Here is a 24,335-nt window from a genome sequence, read left to right as displayed (position 1 = left end):
CGTTGCGTAGCTAAAGAACTCCATGCCAATCTCGTTTCAGCAAACATCGGAAATCAGGTAGGGTTTCTGCCCCACCTGATTGGTAACTCCCACCTAAGTTTCGCTTTAGGTGGGTCTTTAACTTATTACACTTCATAATTAAAGAGTCAGCACCAGCCTGAGGCCTGCTAAACGCCTCTTCAGAAATTAATTCGTTTTTTTTCGGGTCAAGCAATAATTTAAAGCTATGCATGTGTTTGACAATTTTTTAGCTACTTCCTGCTCTTCATAACGAGCCACCGCTGTTAAATGTATGGGTAAAGCGCGAGTGACGTCTTCCGATAAATCTTCTTTGTATTCTTCAAACACATCAAAAAGCCATGATACACTTATGTCTTCACAGATACTAACAAACCAATCAACTGCAGCTTCAAGATCTCCTTGAGATTTGCTGATTTGCAGCGCTTCTTCTGCTGACTGGGTTGCTTGTTATAAATATTCATAAGGTTTTTCTGTATACTCGCCATTATCGTTCGATATGGTTGCGACCGTTTTTAGTAACTCTTCCATCTACCACTAATCGATTTCAGGATTAGGTGCATCCTTGTCTTCCCTTAAAAGCCAGATTTCTGATTCAGGTTTGTCCAAATGTAATGCTTCAATATCGCGGGCAGCTTCATCAGAAATATATATTCCCCATTTGGAGAAATACTCAATTAAATTCTCTCCTGATTTTGTAGAAGCTGTAATGACGAACGTATCTATCATATCCTGATTTGCTTTCGGAAGTTGTTGGTCATCCATTTCCCTGTAAGCAGTAAAAATCTCAGTGTATAGATCCCAGCCGTAGACCATTCTAAGTTGCTGGAACATGACCAATCTTTCAAAGTTTCCTATTTGTTTATAAAGCTTGTCTGGATTAGGATCCGTAACAAACTCCAAAGCTCTATCATATGAATCTTTTCCATTGGTTACATCTAGTAATCGTGATGGGTTATTAAACTTTTCATCTGTTAAAAGAGAGAATAGATTCACTGTAACCTCACTGAGATCTCCCCAGGTCCACGGTGCCTGCTGATATTCATGTCCTATTTCATGCCAAAATCCCCATGCATTATGTTTGATATATGACTCATCTACAATAGAAGAAGCATAATTCGTCGAACCATATTCAATATGTGCCATGATAGGATTTCCTGCGTGCATTAATCCTCCCTTGATTTGTTTATCCAAAACAATTCGAAATGGGATGGGATGCTTCTTATTTGGCATTTTATTATTAACGTCCAGCCCCGCGAGCTTATCATAATCTGAAATGATATCATCCCATAAGCCAGCGATGCGTTCTGGATCCTCCAACTCTAGTAAATACTCAGAAGGAAGAGTAATAATCAATTGATCAGCTTTTAATTCACCAAATGGAGCGACTGCCCCTCTAGCCTGGATTTCCTGCCACTCTTGGTCAGTTGTTTTTCCAATTTCATAATAAGGTGCTTCTATCGCGCCGCTAATTGAAAAATCAACGATCTGTTCCGGCGTATCGGTCATCATCGGAATGAAGTAAATCAAACCTCCATAAGGACTACTAATAACATTTTCCCCTGGAACAAGTTTCTTAAAATGAACGATATTAGGTACTCTTTCCCACTCAGATAATCCATTTATCTCATCATCATGTGAACCAATTTGCACACTTACGTTCTGGACACTTTTTGGTACATGAATCGTGATATCTTTACCTGGAGGAGCGTACAGACCTGTGCTTTTCCAATTTTTGCTCGGCAAGGCCCGGGCATACATAAGATCAGGATTTGTAATGTTTACAGATACTTTTTTATTATGAACAAGCTGTGCGTCCTCATATACTTTTCCTGGAAACTCATCAGCATATGGAGACTTTTCATTTCCAGCGTCAATTGTGAAGTGTGTGAATTGAAAGTTTAAAAGCGAATTACGATATGGCATGTCCACTCTTTTAATAGGAAACTCAACTTTTCCATATGAAGCGGCTTCCTCCATTGCCCATTCATAAAGAGGTGAATCCTCTGTCATTGTTTCTAGCGTTTCATTTAATACATCTAATAACAATTTTTGTTTTTTCGCGCTATCTGTTCCAGTAGGCCCCAGATTAATATCTTCATAGCCCAAGGCACCTTTCTCAATTGACTTTCCTTCTTGTAACCTATTTATAATATGGTTATCTTGAATCTCCTCTATCGTTAAATTACTTGAGGATACTGTTGGACTGGTTTTGCTGTTGAGCAACGATAAACCGAAACGATTCAATAAATTTTGTATTGCGTAATGCTGGTTAATACGGACACCTCTCCAGTTCCCGAGTTGCACCCGCTTCTCTACTGGCGTATTTCTTGTGATTCCTTCTAAATCCCCTCCATTTACCGCAACGATGATATTTCCACCTTGTTGTATATATTTTTCTAGTATCGGGAGCTCATCCTCCTTAACCGTTTCATCAATGAAAGCTACTGTATGCTTATTAGGATTTAATTCACTTCTATTCAATTTTTTAACTTTAACAATTTCGATAGGGAGGGATGGATCAACATTTAGCTTTTCAGAACTCGTGACCAACTTTAACTTTTTCTTTCCGATTAGTGCTTCTGCATATCGTCCGGTGTATTTGCTTCCGTTTCCGTTGTTTATAACCGATTCATCAGTTAGCCATAACAGAATATTCCGACTGAGCAGACTAAGCGGTTCCTCATTATTTTTAAGTGAAAAATACCTTAAGTCACCCGCCAACACAATTCTTCCTTTATCATAAGTGGCAGCTGCAATATTTGGAATAGCTTCTGGAACATTGACGACAAACGCATTTTCTCCCAAAGCTGCTACTCCTCCACTTCCGGAAATAACCGGGATTCCAGCTTCCAAATCTTTGTTAAAAAAACCATAATCACTCTCTAACGAGGAGGTTTGATAGTCCACCTCATGATCCTTAGTATTAGCTATTACTTTTTCTGTAAAAAAGAGTACCGAACTAAATAAAAGAATTGTTGAGTATGAACATAATATCTTCCTTAACATCTAATCACCTAATCTCCATATTAGTTTTAAAAAAGGAATAGTGTAAAAACCTAAGTTTCGTGTTTTTTGTTAAGGTCCCCCCTGTGATAGATTAATAATTACCACAAGGGATACCCGATTTTATTGCCACTTCTTAATCAAAGAGTCAGCACCGGCCTGAAGCCTGTTATACGCCTCTTCCGAAATTAAATCGTCTTTTTTCTGTTGATCAAGCAATAATTTAAAGCTTTTCATGTGTTTAACCACTTTTTTCGCTACTTCCTGTTCTTCGTATCGAGCCACCGCTGTTAAATGTATGTTTAAAGCACGAGTGACATCCCCCGATAAATCCTCTTTATATTCGTCAAGCACATCAATAAGCCATGATACGCCTATGTCTTTCGCCGGTACTAACCAATTAACCGCTCTTTGTAAGACTTTTACCGCCTCATCTAGATCTTCTTGAGATTTGCTGCTATGCAGCGCTTCTTCTGCTGACTTGATTGCCTGTTGTAAAGATTCATAAGATTTTTCCGTATACTCGCCATTTTCGTTTGATATGGTTACGACAGTTTTCAGTAACTCTTCTATTTCGAGCTTATCCAGTTCGGGATCAGACCTATCCTTGAATCTTACATTATGTGTTTTCCCAATAGAACCAGCTACATTGATCTCTAGCTTTACTGTGGGAGATGTCTGCAGAACGTCAACTGTCTCATCTTGACTAATGATAGAAACCTCTTTTTTATCCAATTCAATGGTAATCTTCTTTTGTTTTTGAGTTGGATCTGAAACAGCAAGCGTTAACTCTCCGTCCTCGTCCTTCACCATGACAGAGGCCGGGTTATCTGCTGTAATAATATCTACAGTTCCCGCGCTCCAGAAATTAGCCGCCGTGATTCCAAGGGTATCCTCTTTAACTGCATGTATCTCTGCAGTATCACTGAGTATGCTAACATCCGGAGTTAAACTGTACTGTTCTGTTGCAGCCGTATCTTTGTTAGGCAAAAGCACATATGAATATGTTGCGCCCGCTGGTTTAACACCATGATCAACAGCCAAACTTAAATAATTCTCTGTAACTGGTGTCTTAGATCCGCCGCTATTAATATCATTCCAAGAACCAGTTCTCGATTCACGTAAACCATATACTTCCGAATCTTTAGGGAAGTAGTAGCCAATGTCTGAATTTGAAACTTTACCTTCCAAATGGGCCCATTTGACCTGCTCTACTGTTTCCGACCAACCTAATTGGTCTGTTTTTATTTTTCCATTTATCGTTAACTGATTATCTCCATCCTCATTCAGTTGCCGATTCTCAATAATCGTTTCTACTTTAGCGTTATCTTTACTTGTAATTCCAGAACCAACAGCAACAATCTCATCATCAAACATGAACCATGATTTTTTACCTTGTAATGAGCTTCCCGTTGATTTGTCTAATGAGAAGTCTATCCCTGCTGCACCATAAATGCTATCTATGGATGATCCCCCAACCCATGTTTTTGAATTATGATAAGCCTGCCAATCCTTCAATGTTCCTATCGTACGATCAGTTGTGGTTCCGGGTAAGCGGCCACTATCGATCGTTGGCCAAAAGTTATTACTATAATGTGTGAGATCGTCATTGTATAAATATGTCATACCTACACCGGTATACCATCCTTTTTTATTTTCCGCATTTCCGTATGAAAATGCTGATATCCGGTCAGAAAACATACTTATGCCAAAACCAAATCCCTTCCGTACATGCACAACTCGATCCATACCAGCAAATACTTGGGTCTTTACCAACTCTCCCCTTGGTTCAATAGAAGAATCCGTTATAAGTGATTTAACTAAATTCATTTCATATATTGGTAGACCTGCAGCATAATTGTCCGTCAAACTATCCTTCTCTATCCATTCTTTCACCATGCGTTTGATTAATATTTCTTTTTCTTGCGGCGCCGCTTCTGCTAAACGGAGCAAACTAAGGATTGTACCTTTACCACTTTGACGATCGCGTTCATTTTCTCTCGAAATGGCTCGTCCACGAACCATATCCATCATGGCCCCCTTATAAATGAGAGATTCAAAGGAATCTGTTACCCAATTAAACACATTATTTACATTAGGATCTGTAACAGCCCACGGAGAATCTCTTAATAAATACAGCATATCTGCTGCACGGTTTACCCAAACGGATCCGTAGCTACCTGTATAAGCTATAACGGAGTGTTGGACAAGCGAACCATCCTTATACACCCCATCCCCCTGCTCTACATACCGAAATTCATCACCGATGGAATTACTTCCTTGATTAATTTTTGCACCACTTTTACCAATCACACCTCTCAGACTTACTACAAGAGCCTTATCTAACAAATTGGCTCCTGTTTCAGTAACGTTAGCATTTGCCGTCCTCTTTGTAGGATCGGGTACAAACCGATCAATCGTCCCCATATAGTTGGATATTTGCGTAGGAGTTAAATCATCGTACATGAGAACAACAATATTATTCAAAATTTGTGGTGTTCCGATTTCCCAATCCCACCAATTTCCATACTCTTGTTTACGCTCATTGTAGCGGTTATCATACATCCAATCCAAAGCTCCGATAATATCATCCCGAAGTTCTTCATCATGATATAACTTTGAACCTTTAATCGAATAAGCAAGAGCCATGTCCCTGATAATTCCGTAAGCAGTCGAGATTTGACTTGAATCTGTCTCGCTTTGCAAGAAATCCCACAGGAAATCTCGATCGACATCTTTATTTAACGTATCCCAACGACCAGTATGAGTGTCATTCGTCAAACGCTCGTTCAAGCCAGTAATATATGATGTAATATCCGAATCCTCTGGATTGTATAAATCATTACCAGTTAATTTATTGAACCAATTCAGTCGCACTTCACTGTAAGCCTGTATCGTTTCAGATGATTCAACGCTTATTTGTGTTTCACTTGTGAAGCCTCCATCACGTGTCTTCGCTTTAATTGTGACATATCCAGTATCCTTTGCCGTAACATTCCCTTGATCATCAACTGATACTACATTAGAATTTGAAGACTCCCAAAATATAGTTTTGTCGTTGGCGGTAACTGGTGTGAAAAGGGGTGTCAAAGCAACAGACTCACCTTTCTCCATTGTGATAGTACTTTCCTTCAGCGTAAAACCTGATAAGAACACCTCATCCGTCTCCTCCAAACTTACTTCATCAAACCAAGCAGTTCCCGTAGCGGTTTCCAGAAAAAGTTCGACGCGTAACCTGCGAGCATTTTTCGGGGTAGCCACATTCATTTCATGTAATGCCCAATCATTCGTACCTGTTAATTTATTTGTACTCGGTCCGTCACTTAGTTTCTTGCCTTGATTATCTAAATACTGTGTTCGGACAAACACTCCCCCCCACGAGGCTTCCACACTATCTGTTTTAATCGAAACTTTAAATTTATAATTATTTTCAGGGGTGATTGGCACATCTTGTAGAACATCTGCCCGGCTGTTTGTTGGCGCATCAATCCGGATCGACTGACTGCCCTCATGATAATCCACTTTGTCGATAGATAATTGCGGTTTCCCGCTAGGTATCCATACTTTCCATCCGTCTGGTTCCTCGTTTCCACTCCAAATATTATTTTCTGTAATATTTGTTTTCTCAAAATTGCCATTAACGACTTGATTCTCCTTCCCACCTTCCTCTGCACTCGTGATTATGTCCGGGAACAAATGCATTAATCCATAAATGAAACAAACGCCTAATAAGATACTTACTACTTTTTTCATTAGTATTCACCTCCAAATTATATCCGCAACGTTTCTAGCCCTTACCATTACTTATTTATCTTGTTAATAACATACCTCTCCATATTTCAAAAAAAGCAACGGTTTTTTATACAAAAACGTTGCTTTTTGCCGATTCTAGTTTGAGAGTTACATAGCTATTAATATAGTTAATAGGATTAATGAGTTTCTATCCGGTTATAAACAAATGAATACATGCATCGGATTCATACATCCATTATCTTTGTTCCCCAGCTGTTTGCTGTGCATTAAATGTCCATGTTAGATTTAATGAATCACCTTGAAATTCATTTTGATCTTTTTCATTATCAATAAAATTAAACTTAACAACTAAATCATCAGTAGCACCGACAGGCAAACCTTTCTCGCCAAACATCGGATAAAAAATATGTTCATTTACCGCTTCTGGTTTCATGTTTTGCAATTTGTCCAAGGTAGTTTCATAAATTACCTCATCCAACTTATCAGCATTATATAAAAACTCTACCTCTATATATTTGCCAATGTCTTCTGTATTGTCACCTTTCGCATCATTAACTGTATAAGCTGTCTCCAACAAAACCTTTCCAATATCTAAAGTACCATTATTTTGAATTTCAAAGTCACGAATAAAAGAGTCTCCAGGTTTCATGTTATCCACTTCTATTATTTGCGTTGGATTGACAGATAAATCCAACGTTCCTGCTGCAAAAGTGTTATTTGTTTCTACACTATCGCTGAAATATGCGTACGTTCCGCCTCCGATTAATGTTACCCCAAGTAAAGCAGACATTAGACCCACGCTTAATTGTTTTTTGATATTCAAAATTCTTCCCCCTCAGTTTTACATTCCTATTATTTACAGCATTTATTTTTCTTCCGTTGTCCATTTTTTCGGCGTCTCAATCATGCGTAAAGCTCGATGAATCACGAAAAACGCATGTCCAAGAAAGAATAATCCCGGTACGATCAATAAGAGCACTGCACCTAATTTCGTATTAAGAAAATGAAGCACATAACCGGCATATGGAACCGTAAAACCCGAATATTTCCCAACAATATTTTGTGCAAGCACTGGCTCCACATCCGGTTCGTTGTTATTATCTCCTTTGGTAATATACCTTTGACCATTATTTTCTACTTTCATGATGCGGTGAGTAATTAAAATATTTTCTTTTGTTTTAAACGTAATCACATCACCTTGCTTAAAATTGGCTGTCCCCTTAACTGACTCGACTAAAATGATCGAACCAGTCTTCATGTTTGGCTCCATAGAACCGGATAGAACCGTTTTTAATTGATAACCTAAAATACTTGGTTCTCCCCCTGCAGCTTTCGAAGATATCACTATGAAAACGAGGCAGACAAGCAGGATAAACAGCAAGTTTGTCACAATATTACTAATCCATCTAAGATTGGTCTTCCCTCTCAATTTCCCCGTCACCCCGATCTTCTTCTATATCTAGTTGATCAGTGCCAGTCTGCCCTTCTATCTCCTGTTTACTATCTAATTCAGCGCCAGCCTGATGATCAAGTGTATTCGCTTGATCCGGCTCCTCCGAAGTTTCCGCAAATTCATGAACATCTTGGCCGTTAAATCTTTCATTAGAGTCGCTTGTTGCCTCTTTTGTATCGTCGTCTTCTTGTTTTACATCTATATGCCCGAAGGTTTCGGCACTGTTTTGATCGTCGCTACTCTCCACATTTCCCTGAAATGCCTCTTCCTCTTTGATATCTTCATTAAATTCCCTTTCAACTAATAATGTCCCTTCTATAATTGTTGTATCATGAAACAAGGCACCAGTTGGCGTAGTTAGCTGCGAGACGATTAGCACGAGCAAATATATTAAAGTAAGTATTTTCAATCGTTTTTTTGTCCATTTTTTACACACAACGCTGTCATTCTTGGAAATGTGCTCTCTCCCCACTTCACTCCCTCCGTTTAACAATTCAATTTCTATCATCCTCAAAAGCTAATCATCCGTTTTACTGTTGATGAATTCGCATGTACCAAACCTATTACTGCAATTTATTAAAAGTAGTAGGTTATTGCCACTTCATTAACAATAAATCTGCATCGGCCTTCAGTCGTTTATATGCTCTTTCGCTAATTAACTCTTTTTCCTTCTGTTGATCTAATAATAGTTTGAAACCTTCCATATGTTTTACTAGTTTTTCATCCGCGCCCTGCTCTTCATAATGAGACACCGCAGTCAAGTGGACCTTCAATGAACGTGAAGTATTACTACCTTTAAATTCCCCCTCTTTCTCAAATTGCTCAACACTTCTAATTAGATCATTCACAGTTTCGACAGGTAGTTCTCGTAAAGTCTCAATAGGGACTGTAGGTGTTGGCAAATGAAGAGCTCTTACCTTTTCGATCGCTTCATCCGTTATACTCCAACCCCACTTTTGGTAGAAGGAGACAAGGTCATGTCCAGATACCTTGGATGTCATATAAAGTAACATATCTTTCTTTTGCTGATCCGAGGTCGGAATATCTTTGCTATCCATTTCGCGATAAGCTATATGGAGATCTGTATAAAAGTCCCATCCATATGCCAATTGCAGCTGTTTAAAGAATACTAGTTGATCCATTCCATCTATATCGGTAAATTTCTTAGAAGTGGATGAATCGGCAACAAACTCCATTGCACGGTCATAATGTGATTTTCCATCGTCGCTTGTCTGTAAAAGTCTTTGTACATCAGTAAATTTCTCTTGAATATACAGCGTATAGATATTAACAGAAACCTCTGTAATATCTCCCCATTTCCAAGCGTTTTGTTGATATTCATGACCCATTTCGTGCCAGAATCCCCACCCTCTAACTAAAGCTAGATTCGGGTCTACGACATGAGATGCCGCTGGATCAATTGGTATCATCATTGGATAACCCGCGTGCATATAGCCTGCGCTTATTTGGACATCAGCCACATAACGATGCTGTCTATCCAAACCTGTATGTGGAAGAGGTGACTTTCTATCAATCCCTACAAACGTATTATAACTTTCCGCTATTTCATCCCATTGCTCGATAAGTGCTTCCGGGTTCTCCATTGTCAATAACGATTCCTTCGGCAATGTAAAAATAACATGGTCACCAATTAGTTCTCCCCAAGGTGCTGGGTTATTCTTAACAGAATTATGCCATTCCTCATTCGTTGTCCGCCCTCTTACAAATGAAGGAGTAGAAACCGCACCACTAACATTAATGGATGTTTTTATACCTGGCTTTGCAACTTTTGGTATAAGATATATAATCCCTCCATAAGGACTTTTAATTTGGTTTGTTCCAGATTTAGCTTTTCTTCCATTGCAACAATAGGCATTCGGCTCCAAGTAGTTTTACCAGTTAATACATCCGTATGGGAACCTACTTGTACATATAAATCTTCTATACCTTCTGGCACATCAATCTCGATTGTTTCACCTGCCGGGGCATAGAGACCTGTACTAATCCAAGTACCGGGCGGGTAAGCCATGCCTAAATGGCTTAAATCTTGATAATCAAAATCAACCTCTATTTCTTTATTTCCAATGATTGTCGCGTCTGAAGATACCGGACCAGGGAAATGATCAGCATATTGCGACTTTTCTCCATTGACATCAAGTGAAGCTTCGTTCACCTGATATGCTAATAAAGCACTGGAATATGGATAATCACTTTTGACGAATGGCCAAGTTATTTCAAGCTGATGTAAATCTAACTTCATCTGTTCTAATAATGGATGTTCTTCTACTAAACTACTGACGGTTCCACTAACGACTTGTGCAATGACTTCCTTCTTTTTGGTTGCATCAGCACCTTCTGGACCGATATTAAGAGTAGCAGCATCCAATGTGCCTTTTTCTATTGCTTTTGCCTTATCAATAAGTGTTGGCACATAATAGTTTTGTATTTTCTCTAATGGCAGCAATGGTAACGTAGCTGTCTTCGTCGTTGCAATGACATTACTAAGAGATAATCCAACTTCATTAAGTAATTTTTGAATGCCATAATCAGCAATCTTTGGTTTCAGGTTTATACTAGACATCCACTCTTTTGGATGTTCCGCCATTACCCAGCCCTTTTCACCAAAGATAACCGCGCCCCCTTGCTGTACATATGCAAGTAAAGCTGTAACCTCAGCATCGGAAAGCGGTTGATGAAAATTATTCACATAAATTACTTGGTGTTTTAATGGATTTAGTTTAATTGATAAAAAATTGTCAACATGTTCAAGATTAATTGGCAAGTCAGCACTAACTGGAACTTCACGATTGGTGACTAGTGTGATTTTCCCTTTCCCATCCAATGCATCTTCGTACGTTAAATGGTCAGCATGTATTTCTTCCTTACTTGTTACCCATTTGAGGATATTACTCAAAACTGCTGTTTTATCTGGATCTGAATTCGAGAAATCAAAATACTCACTAAACCCCGCCGCAAATACTCTTCCTTCTCCATACCTTGAAGCCCCCGCAAACGGAATCGTATCAGGGTTAATTGCAACAGGAAATGCATTATTTCCGATTGCACTGATGCCACCTGCGTGGGAGCTTGAATAAGTCGGGAATCCCTTCAAACCTTTATAAAATACTTCAAGGTCCTCTCGCAATTGTTCCTGAACTGCTAAATCAACTTTTTCCAAAGTAACTGCGTATGAATGGTTTCCCATTGTAAATGGCATTGCCACACTTCCAATCAGACTTCCAGCCAACATAACTGTAACCCATTTCTTTTTCAAAAAAATTCCTCCTTTTTTTGTCAGAAGACAAATGTCATGACCAAGGAGGCAATATACTCGCTTCTTCCTTCTCTTACCTATCATTAGAATTTACTGCCTTTATATTTTAAAGCGCTTTCAAAATACTTCATTCTTACAATCCAACTGTAATTAACTTGAATTTTGATATGCTAATATCGTTAGCAACGAAACATATCCTTCCTTCACTACAGTTAGGATTGGGTTGGAGTACCGAGGATGCAGGGCTCATACTTTCTCAACGTTACTATTTTCCTAGCTGATTCTAGCATAATTATTTTCTATAGACTTCTTGTTTCCAACGGAGCTTCTCTTTTTGCATTGATATTTGATCATTTCACTTCATATATATAATATGTTTATTCATTCCTCCCCTTCCATTATTAGCCTTATGAATCACACCCCTATCCTTACATATACAGTGAGTTCTGTATATTATATTTTTTTACGATTCACTATACAGTTTTACAATTTAGGACTAACAATTATTAATATTGACTATTTTTTTTAACCTTTAACTAAATAATTTAAATTTTAAACCAATTATTCATTAGATATCTTATTTTGATCATGAAATTGTGTACGATAGTTACCAGGTGTAACTCCTTCGTATTTTTTAAATAAGCGTATTAATCCGATGTCATTGGAATAGCCTATTTGTTTGGCGATTTGTAAAATTGTTAAAGTTTCATCCGCTAGCATACTTTTTGCACAGGTCAATCGTACCTTAGCAATGTATTCCGTAATATTCTCTCCTTTATGCTTTTTAAAAAATGCAGATAAATATTGTGGTGTGATATTCATCTCCGCTGCAATCGAAGTCAAACTTAATGTATTATCAGCATAGTGCTCCTCGATATACTGAATCACATTATTCACTAAACGCTCACTTTGATTGGAACGGTTATCTTTCATATAATTACAAAGCCTTTTATAAATTTCTTTTATTTTAAAATGCATTTCCTCAACTGTCTGGCATTCAAGCAATTGTTTCACAGGATCCTGTTCCTGTTGAAAAATAGTATTATAATTAATTTTGATATCATTTAAAATCTTCAATTGGGTGTTCATTATATTAAAAAATAGGCATTTTCCAATTTGTAGTGTAATATTGCGTGATTCAAAGTTCACACTAAATAAGTTATCAAGAATCTTCTCGACATTTTTAAAATCGGCAATTTTAATAAAATTAATTAGCTGACCTTCAATTTCTGGTGGATAATAATAATCATCTTCTGCCTCATTCGTTTCAGAAAAATAGATTATTCTACTATTCCCTTTAATCATCCGATACTTTAAGGCTTGAACAGCTTCTCTATACGTTTTAACGATATTTTCCATTCCTTCATAAACATTGCCTATACCAATTGAGATAATAATATCAAGCCTTTCTTCAATTATTTCTTTTAGATTTATTGCCACTTCATCGATAGTAAACCGTGAATTTTGCGCATCATATACATTCAAGATAACTCCTAACCGTTTCTGATCTAATTCAACAATAAATCCTTTATGGTACTCATTTACAAGTTCCTCACTTATATTACTAACCATAAACCTAATAATCGCCCATTGCTTTTCAGAATCCTCTTGTGCAAAACGTCCGCAATCTTCCACATCAATTACAAAGACCGCGAATTTTTTGCTATTAAATGAGATATCCATAAATTTCAATGATTCTCGTGTAATTGTCGATTGGTCAACAAAGCCATTAATTAATCGGATGAAAAAGTTAGCCTTAATTTGCGGCGTCTGTTCTACAAGGGCATCTTTCAACTTTTTTTCAGCTTCCCAAGTGTCATTTAGCGATGCTTTAATCATATGATATTCATTTACATGTAAAACTTTATCTTCTCTTTTTTTAACGATAGAATCTACAAGATCCTTAATCGGAATATAATGACGTTTAGCAAGATAATAAGAAGCAATAAAACCACCTATCAAACAAAAGATTAATAGAGACATAGCCCATAGCTTAACGGCGTTTACCTTTTGCATTAGCAATGACTTTGGAACAATTGATATATATTTCCAGCCCGTTTTCTTTGATACAACATAAGACACAATCATATTTTTATTATCAATCTTCCGATGCAATATACCGTTCATACCGTTCAACTGAAAATCCATATTTGAGAGTTGAAGATCACTTTCTGCCGTAGTCATAATTTCATTATTCTGATTATCGAGAATATAAATATCTCCTTGATTTGCCCATTCAAGACTCTTCAAAATATTTCGGATGCCTTGTTCATTAATGAGAATAGCTAAATAACCTCTTGGATTCTTGGTCTCTCCATATGGAAGTGGCTGTAAATAAGTTATAACCGGTACAGGACTTAACGATCTCCCCTCTAATACAATCGATGAAGGGATATACCTTTGCACTTGATTCGTTGACATCATTTCCTTTTTCCAAGCATCATAATTCATTTCCTGATAGCTATAAAAATAATCATAAAAAGTTTTCAAATCCGTTTTTGCTGTTGGTGTAATGATCACTTCTTTTGATGGCAGATAAACATAATAATCATAAATAAAGGTGTTTGAGATATTATAGTTTTTAATATCCTTCATAAAATTATAATACTTCATAACATTTTCTTCATCCGTCACATTGATTTGACTTAAAATAAAATGTAGTTTTGGATTAAATGATATTTGTTCAGACAGATGCGTTATTTGTTGAAGTTCATTATCCACAACATCGCTTGTCTGCTTTAACATAGCCATATTAGAACGATCAGCATTTTCTTTAATAATGGACTCCATCCTTTTATAAAGAAAAGTCTCCACTGTGATTGGAAATAATAGAACGATTATAAAAGATAATAATAACGTGATAAATACACTTTTACGATTATATTTCTTAGGCATATTTATCCCCCCTCACATAATAATCCTCTCTCCCTTATCTAGATGATTCAGGAAAAATACCAAAACATGAAAAACTAAGAGACGCATGAAATTGTTCATGCGTCTAGTCCAAACAGTTCTAGACACTGTTCGCATTATTAGTCTTATATTGCAACTAAACCCTTTTACAGTTGCAATCCATTATTCTTAGTGAAATGCAAATCTACCATAACTGGAAAATGATCACTTGGAAATAACCCATTGACTTGGTCATTGATAATTTTAATGACTCCTATTTGCATATTCCCGCGCACTAAAATCCAATCAATTCGTTCTTCTCCACCTGTAGGATCTTTAAAATCGTTGAAAGTTCCCAAATCCTTGTTTATCCTATCAGTTGCAACATCCCAAGTATCTATGAATGTACCTTTTTCTAAAAATACCTGATGAGGCTCCGAGCCTGATTCAGTGTTAAAATCACCAGTAATAATAATCGGTAGATCTGGATTAAAAGTGCTAACTTTTTTTAGGATTAGTTCTGCACCTTTTACTCTAGCATTTACCGATATATGATCCAAATGCGTGTTCAAATGATAAAATTGTTGACCTGTTTCTATATCTTGAAAACGAATCCAGGTTACCATTCGCGTGACATCATTTCCCCATGTGCAAGAAGCAATGGTATCAGGTGTGTCAGATAACCAAAAATGATTGTATGCTAGAACTTTTAAACGATTCTTTTTGAAGAAAATCGCCATGAATTCCCCTTTGCTTCCGCCATCTCTACCCAAACCTATTGTGTCATAATCGGTAAGCATGGTATTCATATCTTGTACTTGTTCATACATGCATTCTTGGGTACCAATAATATCCGGAGTCTCACGCTCAAGCAGTTCAAGTATTAACTCTTTACGCTCCGCCCAAGAATTAGGTGGTACATCACTATTATTACGTAAATTATATGTCATTATCCGAAGGTTCTTTCTATTATCCATCGTTACAACTCCTAATTAACGAGCATTAAATTTGTTTTTGCTAAGCGCATATATCACACACGATCAAGCTTCACAGCTTTTTTTAATTCATTAGATTGATAAGCGGCTTTGACTACTTCCAATGTGCGGAGCCCATCAGTACCAGTGATCGATGGATTTCCATTGACTTTCACACAATGAATAAAATCATTGATTAAACCTTCATCCATATCTTCTGACCATGGAAGTTCCTGAATCTTTTCTTCGCTGTCATTATAATAAAGTGAATGTTGTTTGAATGCGTCCACACTTAAATTGCCTTTCGTACCGACAAAATGCATGACAACATTCCCCCATGTAGGGTAAGTTTTCGGTCTTGACCAACTTGGATCAATAGACACGATCATTCCAGATTCCAGTTCAAGTGTTACCATACCGCAATCCTCTACATCGATATCATAAAATCTTGTATCGAGTTCTGCATAGACACTTTTTACTTCATCTTTAAAGATCCAGCGAATCACATCCATAATATGAACTATATGATCTGTCGCTGATCCACCGCCTGAAAGTTCTTTCTCGATAAACCAGCCACCTGGCATTAATCCATGATTGGTAGCATTAATAGCAAGTACTTCTCCAATCGCACCACTTTGGATCGTTTCTTTCACTTTTTCCATGACTGGTGCAAATCTAACAGGATAAGCAACTTGTAAAATAACACCCTCATCTTCACACGTTTGAATCATCGCTTCTGCATCTTTTATTTCAGTTGCAAGTGGCTTTTCACATAAAATATGTTTCTTTGCCTTTGCTGCTTTTATCACTTGCTCTTTGTGATTCACATTTTCCGAGCAAATTACTACCGCTTCAATATCTGTTTCTAAAAGCTTGTCTAAATCTGCAATAAAAACGCAATTGTATTTTTCGGCCATTTCTTGCCCTCTTGCTGCATTATCATCCCAAATATAGGCTAACTCAACATCTGTATGTTTATTAAGTCCTTCTGCATAACTATGTGCATGCATATGAGCAAAGCTTATCATACCTATTTTCATTTCTCGTTTCCTCCTTTTGACAAAGTTACAGGTTGCCCCTCTTCCGCTGATTTTCTAGCAGCTTCAGCAATCCTAATTGCCTGTAACGCATCGGCAGCGGTTACAACGGAATCTGTTTTGCCAGTGAGACATTGTATAAAATGTTCCATTTGCCGTACATATGGATCTCTTCTTAACATGCTTTTTGGAAGGGTTACTTGCGACTCTTCCTCATGAATATCAAGTGTTACTGGGTTGCTATCGTCATAATTATATGTAATCATACCTATGTTGCCTGTGATTTCAAAAGAGGAGCGGAATTTAGTTTCAGCCCATGAAAGTTCAACTTGTACAATCGTTCCATCTGCTATTCTTAACGTAACAAGGCCGTATTCGATTGATTTACCAGTTGGTTCTGTATGCTTTACATGCTTAGCCATCACTCTTTGAACATCACCAAATGTAGCTTGAATCCATTCAAATTCATGAATACCTAAGTCAAGAAAAAGTCCGCCACTTCTATTTTCATCTGTATACCACTGTCTATCATTCGTTGGGTATGGTACTCCTCTAGACATACGAATAACACCAGGACGACCAATTGCACCTTTCTCAATCTGGGCTTTTGCATTTTCATATTCTGGGAAAAAACGTAGAGTGTGACCTACTAGTAATTGAACTTTATTTTGCTCACAAATATGGATCATTTCCTCTGCTTCCACACTTGTTAATGCAAGTGGTTTTTCACAAATGATATGTTTATTCGCTTCAGCAGCTAACTTTACAAATTCAACATGCGTGTCAGTTGGGGTACAAATATCAATAACATCAACAGCTGTTTCAGCAAGCAAGTCTTGAAAGCTAGTATAAGCTGTTGTTCCATATCGTCCCGCGACTTCTTGCAATTTTGATTGATCACGTGCAACGATACCGACAATCTCAACACCCTCTAATTGTGACCAAACATTTAAATGTCTTTGCCCCAACTTCCCTATTCCAATAACTGCAATTTTCATCTTATCCACCCTTTCATGACCTCTATAAAAGAAAAGAAAGCCCTTTGTATGACCTTCTTTTCTTGTGATACAACGGATATTATACTAAAGCCTAGTATTCATATATTTTCATATTCTATGAAAATAAAAGATTCCTTGCATAATCAAAAGATGCTTTTGCACCAAATCGGCATTCTTCTACACCTTCAAATTCAATTGTAACGTAACCATTAAAATCAGATTCCCTAATTAATTCAATAATTTCCGGCATCGGAAGATCACCATGGCCTACGATCGCTCCTCTTAGTTGATTGCCAAAATGGGTATTGAACCAACCACCAAATCTATTGACCTTATCTTGACGATAGTAAAAATCTTTTAAATGCACAACAGAAGCAATTGGCAAATTATTCTTCACGGCTGTTAAAGGGTTTTCATCGTAACATAAAAAATTACCGATATCTAAAGTCGTTCTAAAGTTTTCTCGATTCACTTGATGGACGATAGCTTGTACACGATCGCTGGCTTGCACATAAAAACCATGATTTTCAATACTCGTTACGATTCCTTTATCTTTTGCATAATCTGCAATTCTTTGGCAAGCTTCTACTAATTTAGGTAAATCCTTCGTAAATTGATCCAAAGTACGTTCATTTGCTTCCCGATTTGCAATATCATGCCTCATAAATTTCACACCGAGTTGATGACAAATATCAACATGTTGCTTCACTCTCTCGATTTCCTGTTCAAATTTTTCATCTGTATCACAGATGAAATTTGCACCGATTGCATAATTAGATAAATCAAGCCCAAGTGAAGCTGCTTTTTCTTTTACTTGACCAATTAATTCGGGAGTTTCAATAAAGTCATATCCCATTGGCACTAATTCAAGATGCTCACCGCCAATTTCTTTTACCCAATCCAACACATCCAAAATATCCATTTCACCTTTATGCATTGCTTGAAATAAACTGTACGAACTCATTCCTAGTTTCATAAGGTAACCTCCTTTATTATTCAAAACTTATTTCTTGTTGTTTCTCTGCTGATTCATAAATAGCTGTTAATATTTTCATCATTTCCACGCCATCATCAATCCCACCAATAGGATTCTCCCCTGTTAAGCAGCATTGAACAAAATGATTGATTTCATTTTGGAAACCTTCCCCAAAATCAAATGTTGCGTGATCAATCTGTGGAGAGCTATTAAGAATAATATCATTCGCTTCATGAACGATAGATAAATTGGGCTCTACCTCTGCTCCACCTTTATCTCCAAAAATTGTTACACTGCTTTGGTCATTTTTAATATGTAAAGAAAAACTCACATCAACCATTAGAGAAGCACCATTTTCAAAACGAATTAAAGCGTTCGCCAAATCCTCTACATCATTTTCTGGGGAATAATCCGCTGCTTTATAAAAAGATAATGATTTTATATTTGAACGATTGCCTAATTTATTGTAAGTGTTCGCACTAACGGATTTCACTTTTGGTCTTCCCATCAAATACCAAGAGAGATCAATAACATGCACTCCGATATCAATTAAAGGTCCACCACCGGAACGTGATTTATCAGAAAACCAACCGCCTGGATTTCCTAATCTTCTTAAAATCGATGCTTTTGCATAGTAAATGTCACCTAAAGTTCCTTTGTCGATAAAATCTTTTAATATCACTGCATTGGAAGCATGACGGCGAACATATCCAACCATGAACTTCTTATCACTACGCTCTGTAGCTGCTTTAATTTCTAATGCTTCCTCATGATTCATACATAATGGTTTTTCACAAAGTACATGTTTCCCAGCATCAAGTGCTGCTATCGAAATTTCTTTATGTGTATTATTCCAAGTTACAATGCTAATAGCATCTAATTCGGGATTTTTCAGCATTTCATTATAATCCGTATACACATGCGCAATATTGTATGCTTCAGCCTTTTCTTGCGCGCGTTCCTCTATTAAATCACAAATTGCAATTAACTCTACATCTGAATTCTTCTTATATGCGCCTAAATGAGCTTCCGATAATGAACCTGCACCAACAACACCAATTTTTAGTTTTTTCATTTTTCTCTCTCCCAATAATTATTATGTATTAAAACGCTTTCTTTCATATTCTATTATAGTAAAGATTGAACCATTAATATAGTAAATATTGATTAGCTATAGTTAAAAAACTTAATGTTTTTTCATTTTTTCTTTTCCTGCTAAATTTCTTACTTAATATTATTAAAGATACGGTCAGTCCTCTCATCTTGGTTTTCCGTTTCACTAGTCTACGAAAGAAAATATAAATAACTAGTCTCTTTTACTTTAAGTTTAACCTATTATATAAAGGGGTACCTTTTACTGCAACACCGCACAAGCTTAATACATATTCACTAAACATAGAATTCGACCATGAGAACCATTCTCTCGTAAAACGTTCTGGATTGTCGGCATGAAAACCTTCATGCATGAAACCTGTCCCACCATCAGTCGTTTTTAATGTTTCCAGAATTCTTTGCTTTTCTTTTTCTGATGTTGCTGACATTCCTTGAATAGATAATGCGATATGCCATACATATTGTCCTGGTGTATGTGGACTACCAATCCCTCTCGCCTTTTTCCCTTCATAATAGTAAGGATTTTCTCGACTTAAAATAAAGTTACGCGTATTTTTATATGTTTCTTGGTCATAGTCGCAATAGCCTAAATATGGCATAGATAGCAAACTTGGCACATTCGCATCATCCATTAAATTATATTTTCCTAGACCATCGACTTCGTACGCATAAATATTTCCGAAAATCGGATGTTCAAACACGCCAAACCTTTCAATCCCTTCATTAATTTCTGCTGCTAATTGCTCACATTGCGTCTGTATCACTGTATCAGCAAGTACATCTCTGCTAATTTCAGCAGCATATTTTAAAGCGACTACTGCAAACATATTAGCAGGAACTAAATATCCGTATAAACATGAATCATCACTTGGTCTAAAACCACTCCATGTCATACCTGTCTTTCCAGTTTCGCTGCCTTTTCCCGCCCTAGTAAGCGTATCGTAATATCTCCAATCATCCCGTTCGAAGGAATATGGTGATTCATTTTCATGATTCTGTTCTACTTTCCATACATGGAGTATTTTCCCTAAGGCATCTTTGAATGATTGATCAAGATGATCCGTTCGCCCAGTTGCTTTCCAGAAAAGATAGGCAAGTTGGATTGGATAGCATAATGAATCTATTTCATATTTTCTCTCCCAAACAATCGGCGACATATCTGTGTCATCTGTTTGATAACCTTGTCCATTTGCAGATTCATTGAAGGCATTTGCATATGGATCTTGATTAATATATTGAAATTGACGAGTGATCACACCTTTGATCATGTCTGCAATCACTGGATCTTCTTCCGCTGCTATTAAATATGGACGAACTTGCGCCGCTGAGTCACGTAACCACATTGCAGGAATATCGCCAGTTATCACAAAAGTCGTACCATCCTCTTGCGATTTTAGTGTTGTTTCATACGTATTAATAAAACATTGCTCAAACATTGCTAGTAATTTTTCATCTTTGGGAAACTTTTCTTTTACGATGTTAATTATATTCATTAATGATGTTGGGATCGTTAATTTATTCGTCATTTTACAATGCCTCCAAGCTACAGCCTGCTGAAATTATTTTATAAGGCAATACTCTTTTTATTGCATCGTCAATTAATGCATCATTTTCCCTGTTTCTTCTATTAACATTTACGCCTCATATTATTTCGTTTTAATCGAAATTTCATTTTTTCGATAGATACCAATAATGTTGCCAACTTTATCTGTTGCAAATAAAACCGAGCGCTCTGCTTCAAGTATAAATTCATAGCTTGCTTGATTAGTTGGATTTGTAATTTCTACCGTTGTATCATCACCAAATTCAGATACAAACACGAATAAATCGGCATCTGCTAATGATAGTTTTCTTCCATATACACCAGGATAATCTCCTTGAACCCATTCTAAATGTGAGGAAATATGCGCTTGGTCGATTGCATAATTATATAGAGCTATTAATGGCTCCGTTCTTTCATTTAATTCAATTGGTGCTGGACTCCAAATCAGTTTTCCTTTACCGACTGCATATTCTTTAACTGTATTTGGCTTTTCACTAGCTGTCGGAACTTCTTTCATTACCTCGGCGATCCGTAAATCTGGGAATGATAAGCTATGCGCTCTATTTTGGAGCATCATCATTTCTTCTCGTCTAATATTTCCTGTCACTGTTTCACCAACAAGGTGTGCTGCACGGTTCGTTTTTTCCCAAAACTCATTTATATTTAATGGGCCAGTAAACAATAGTACCGATCCTTTTTCCTCGACAATATTGAGGAGCTCATTAAATGCTGCAGTTTGAAAATTATGTGCACTTGGAACGATAATCAATTTTGGTGTATCTTGTCTGAGTGCTTCAAGATGATATTCACTTAATGCTCTGAATGGAATATTCAATTCATAAGCCATGACACGCGTTAATTTTGTCGTTGCAGAAAATGCCATTCGTCTGTTCGAAAAATCATTTGAATAAGGGAAAATGACAGCGATATCTTCCAGTTCACGTTTTTCAAAAATATGGCCAACTTCTTTCATAAATGTGCCAAAGTCATAAGATACATTTGTTTCAGGCTTTTCTGTACCATCTGCTCGTAACGTACCGATATTAGACTCATTCACATTGTCCATAAAGTAGTTAGTATTCCATATCCACTGAACGGCACCAGCACCTGCTCCTGAATATGCGTAAGCATATTTTCTTTCTAGAATATTTCTTAATTCTTCTTCACTGCGTTTGGCGATATTATTTGGTTGTTCTACATACATAATGCCAGTTTCTTGGATTAAATTAGGCTTATTCGGCGTTTTGGTGAAAATGCTATCCCAAAGGAGTTGGTCCATCATCCACCAGGAATGATTTGTTGTATAATCAACAACTTCCTCATAGAAAAACGCGGAAGGACGCTGTCCCGCAAGCGCTTCATCTTGACCAACCGTTACTAGTTGATTAGGTGTATAATGCTTGACTGTCGCTGCAAGTTCTTTTGCCCACTGATTATGCATCTCCATTGTGAACAATGTATAATCTAACCATTTTAAACCTTTTTTTCCTGAAGCCATATTTTGAATATGTGAATTAATCTCGCTTGGTGCCGGCGGGTTAATGCTAGAGAATGATGGCAGTTCAGCTGCAGTCATATTCCAGTTTTCTTGAAGTTTTGTAATTGATTCATACTTAGCTTGTAGCCATGTTTGATATGCTTGTTTTTCAAAACGATCATGATTCGTCCTTGGCCCCGCGAAAACATTTGCTGGATCGAACATAGATGGCTCATTAATGAGATCCCAATTCACATTTTTAGTTTGTTGATGACGTTGAATAATTGTACCGATAAATCTTTTTTGCGCTTCTACACTTCGTGGGTCTAGATAAGGATTTTCTCCATCCCATGTTTCTGGAGTAAATGAAAAGAAGCATAGTGTTACGTAAATATCATGTTTTTTAGCAGCTAATATAAAAGCATCAAGTGCCCTTAATACTTCTTCATTTACATGTCCATCGACAAACATCATATTACGGTACGCAAACCATGCTCCTGTACGGACATAATTGATACCTGCTTTTTTCATTTGAGCGAAATCGCGATCCCATACTGCTGGGTTCGGCAAATAAAGGAAATATCTAGAAACATCTGATGTCATATAAGTCATACCAACAATTGGAAATGGCTTGTCCCCTTTACGGAAATAATCACGATCACATGTAAGTGCTTCCCCTTGTGCTAATAAAGCGTGATCAACACCCCAAAATCCCTGCCTCATCACTATTCTTTCTTGGTTATCTGATGTACAAATACAATCGATTTCAAATAAACCTGGCTCAACAACAATATCAGGATATAATTTAGTGATATTTAAATACTGGTCAACTGTTGCTGTAAAGAGATGATGATACTTTACCTCACCTTCTTTGCTAATTGTAATTTCATATGTCCATTCTCTTTCATAACTATTAATAGACTGGTACTGCAATGAAATGACTGGTTGTTCTCCAATTTCATATGTTGCATAGTTTGTTTTTAACCACATTTCAGTTACGCCAGATGAAACAAATCCTGCTGCTCCTTCGATAAAGTCGATTCCTTTATCTTGCCAGAAACTAGCTTTCAACTGCTGGTTAATAAATACCCAACGGCCGCCTGTGAAATTTCCGCGGTAATTTTCCATTAATACGATCGGTGCAGCAATCTCCCTATTCTCAGGACTGAATCCTTTCAACAATGGATAAATTCTAGCATCCATCGGTCCATTCGAACCCATTTCACCTTTGATCGTACTTACTTTTGAAACATGTAAAATAAAATTATATGTGTCCTCAATAGTGAATAGTTCTTCAAACCCATTTAATAGCTGAATATCGTGATTTGCCTGCAAGAGCTCTACTTGTTCCGTTTTTACCGGTAGTGCTTCATGGATATTCATCTGCATATGATATGCTGTTTGTTCCCTTTCTTCCTGCCACTGACCATCAATCAGATTACATGGAATCCGAAAAGGGATACCACCAAAATGGACAATACCTTTTCCTTTTTTCAGATATTGCAATATTGTCGGCCATGCTTGTTTCGGAAAATATGGTCCATGCAAATTGATAAAACTTGTAATCTTTGGATCTTTTAAAGTATCTGCTAATTCATCCGCTGCAACCAATGTAAATAGTTTGTTCATTTTCTCTACATATGTTTTTTCGGGACGCTCCCCTGCATATGGAAAATTCTCATCATAAAACAACACAACTGTGTCCATTCTTCTCCCACCCTTTACCAAACTAAATTATACCTATCAAGCTCAACCTCTTATAAATAAAATAGTTCAATCACTGATTAGACCTATCCAGTGATTGAACTAATCTGATCATTA

15 protein-coding genes are annotated in these 24,335 nt (G+C 37.0%); all 15 read right to left on the bottom strand.

Annotated elements, in window-relative coordinates; genetic code table 11:
• Window positions 1-555: 555 nt before the first annotated feature.
• The 15 genes from BLE01S_RS01105 to BLE01S_RS01040 all read right to left on the bottom strand — a co-directional run bounded on the left by BLE01S_RS01105 (window position 556) and on the right by BLE01S_RS01040 (window position 24,221).
• Window positions 556-3,027, bottom strand: a complete 2,472-nt coding sequence (locus BLE01S_RS01105; RefSeq protein ID WP_066136286.1) for a M60 family metallopeptidase — start codon at window positions 3,025-3,027, stop codon at window positions 556-558.
• A gap of 120 nt (window positions 3,028-3,147) precedes the next feature.
• Window positions 3,148-6,777, bottom strand: a complete 3,630-nt coding sequence (locus BLE01S_RS01100) for a polysaccharide lyase family 8 super-sandwich domain-containing protein (RefSeq protein ID WP_066136283.1) — start codon at window positions 6,775-6,777, stop codon at window positions 3,148-3,150.
• A gap of 235 nt (window positions 6,778-7,012) precedes the next feature.
• A complete protein-coding gene (locus BLE01S_RS01095; protein WP_066136278.1) occupies window positions 7,013-7,600 on the bottom strand; it encodes a CalY family protein in 588 nt (195 codons plus the stop codon).
• 42 nt (window positions 7,601-7,642) lie between these two features.
• Complete coding sequence (sipW, locus tag BLE01S_RS01090) at window positions 7,643-8,206, bottom strand: signal peptidase I SipW (RefSeq protein ID WP_066136275.1); 564 nt, start codon at window positions 8,204-8,206, stop codon at window positions 7,643-7,645.
• A complete protein-coding gene (locus tag BLE01S_RS01085) occupies window positions 8,184-8,702 on the bottom strand; it encodes a hypothetical protein (protein ID WP_066136269.1) in 519 nt (172 codons plus the stop codon). Before BLE01S_RS01085 ends, sipW begins: the two co-directional genes overlap by 23 nt.
• A 118-nt stretch (window positions 8,703-8,820) precedes the next feature.
• A complete protein-coding gene (locus BLE01S_RS20280) occupies window positions 8,821-10,116 on the bottom strand; it encodes a M60 family metallopeptidase (protein WP_082788538.1) in 1,296 nt (431 codons plus the stop codon).
• Complete coding sequence (locus BLE01S_RS01080) at window positions 9,999-11,504, bottom strand: M60 family peptidase N-terminal accessory domain-containing protein (protein WP_066136268.1); 1,506 nt, start codon at window positions 11,502-11,504, stop codon at window positions 9,999-10,001. The genes BLE01S_RS20280 and BLE01S_RS01080 overlap by 118 nt, the downstream gene beginning before the upstream one ends.
• A 561-nt stretch (window positions 11,505-12,065) precedes the next feature.
• On the bottom strand, window positions 12,066-14,399 hold the full coding sequence (locus BLE01S_RS01075) for a helix-turn-helix domain-containing protein (protein WP_066136265.1): 2,334 nt from the start codon (window positions 14,397-14,399) through the stop codon (window positions 12,066-12,068).
• Window positions 14,400-14,563: 164 nt separating this feature from the next.
• Window positions 14,564-15,373: an endonuclease/exonuclease/phosphatase family protein gene (locus BLE01S_RS01070; RefSeq protein ID WP_066136262.1), complete on the bottom strand. Its 810-nt coding sequence runs from the start codon at window positions 15,371-15,373 to the stop codon at window positions 14,564-14,566.
• A gap of 53 nt (window positions 15,374-15,426) precedes the next feature.
• Entirely contained in the window at window positions 15,427-16,410 is a 984-nt protein-coding gene (locus BLE01S_RS01065; RefSeq protein WP_066136259.1) for a Gfo/Idh/MocA family protein, read from the bottom strand.
• Window positions 16,407-17,405: a Gfo/Idh/MocA family protein gene (locus BLE01S_RS01060; protein WP_066136256.1), complete on the bottom strand. Its 999-nt coding sequence runs from the start codon at window positions 17,403-17,405 to the stop codon at window positions 16,407-16,409. The genes BLE01S_RS01065 and BLE01S_RS01060 overlap by 4 nt, the downstream gene beginning before the upstream one ends.
• 115 nt (window positions 17,406-17,520) lie before the next feature.
• A complete protein-coding gene (locus BLE01S_RS01055; protein ID WP_066136252.1) occupies window positions 17,521-18,381 on the bottom strand; it encodes a sugar phosphate isomerase/epimerase family protein in 861 nt (286 codons plus the stop codon).
• 16 nt (window positions 18,382-18,397) lie between these two features.
• On the bottom strand, window positions 18,398-19,456 hold the full coding sequence (locus BLE01S_RS01050; RefSeq protein WP_066136247.1) for a Gfo/Idh/MocA family protein: 1,059 nt from the start codon (window positions 19,454-19,456) through the stop codon (window positions 18,398-18,400).
• 241 nt (window positions 19,457-19,697) lie between these two features.
• Window positions 19,698-21,020, bottom strand: a complete 1,323-nt coding sequence (locus BLE01S_RS01045) for a glycoside hydrolase family 125 protein (RefSeq protein WP_066136244.1) — start codon at window positions 21,018-21,020, stop codon at window positions 19,698-19,700.
• A 120-nt stretch (window positions 21,021-21,140) separates the two neighbouring features.
• Window positions 21,141-24,221, bottom strand: coding sequence for a beta-galactosidase (locus tag BLE01S_RS01040; RefSeq protein ID WP_066136241.1), 3,081 nt, complete (start codon window positions 24,219-24,221; stop codon window positions 21,141-21,143).
• Window positions 24,222-24,335 lie beyond the last annotated feature (114 nt).

The organism is Lederbergia lenta NBRC 16444, from assembly GCF_001591545.1.
Taxonomy (GTDB): Bacteria; Bacillota; Bacilli; order Bacillales; family Bacillaceae_C; genus Lederbergia; species Lederbergia lenta.
Note: the sequence above shows the minus strand (reverse complement) of the source record. Positions and strands in the feature narration are given on the sequence as shown.

Excerpts from the sequence above, each read along its gene's own strand:
- BLE01S_RS01105 (WP_066136286.1), bottom strand. The coding sequence starts at position 3,027 with ATGTTAAGGAAGATATTATGTTCATACTCAACAATTCTTTTATTTAGT.
- BLE01S_RS01100 (WP_066136283.1), bottom strand. The coding sequence starts at position 6,777 with ATGAAAAAAGTAGTAAGTATCTTATTAGGCGTTTGTTTCATTTATGGA.
- BLE01S_RS01075 (WP_066136265.1), bottom strand. The coding sequence starts at position 14,399 with ATGCCTAAGAAATATAATCGTAAAAGTGTATTTATCACGTTATTATTA.
- BLE01S_RS01070 (WP_066136262.1), bottom strand. The coding sequence starts at position 15,373 with ATGGATAATAGAAAGAACCTTCGGATAATGACATATAATTTACGTAAT.
- BLE01S_RS01065 (WP_066136259.1), bottom strand. The coding sequence starts at position 16,410 with ATGAAAATAGGTATGATAAGCTTTGCTCATATGCATGCACATAGTTAT.
- BLE01S_RS01060 (WP_066136256.1), bottom strand. The coding sequence starts at position 17,405 with ATGAAAATTGCAGTTATTGGAATAGGGAAGTTGGGGCAAAGACATTTA.
- BLE01S_RS01055 (WP_066136252.1), bottom strand. The coding sequence starts at position 18,381 with ATGAAACTAGGAATGAGTTCGTACAGTTTATTTCAAGCAATGCATAAA.
- BLE01S_RS01050 (WP_066136247.1), bottom strand. The coding sequence starts at position 19,456 with ATGAAAAAACTAAAAATTGGTGTTGTTGGTGCAGGTTCATTATCGGAA.
- BLE01S_RS01045 (WP_066136244.1), bottom strand. The coding sequence starts at position 21,020 with ATGACGAATAAATTAACGATCCCAACATCATTAATGAATATAATTAAC.
- BLE01S_RS01040 (WP_066136241.1), bottom strand. The coding sequence starts at position 24,221 with ATGGACACAGTTGTGTTGTTTTATGATGAGAATTTTCCATATGCAGGG.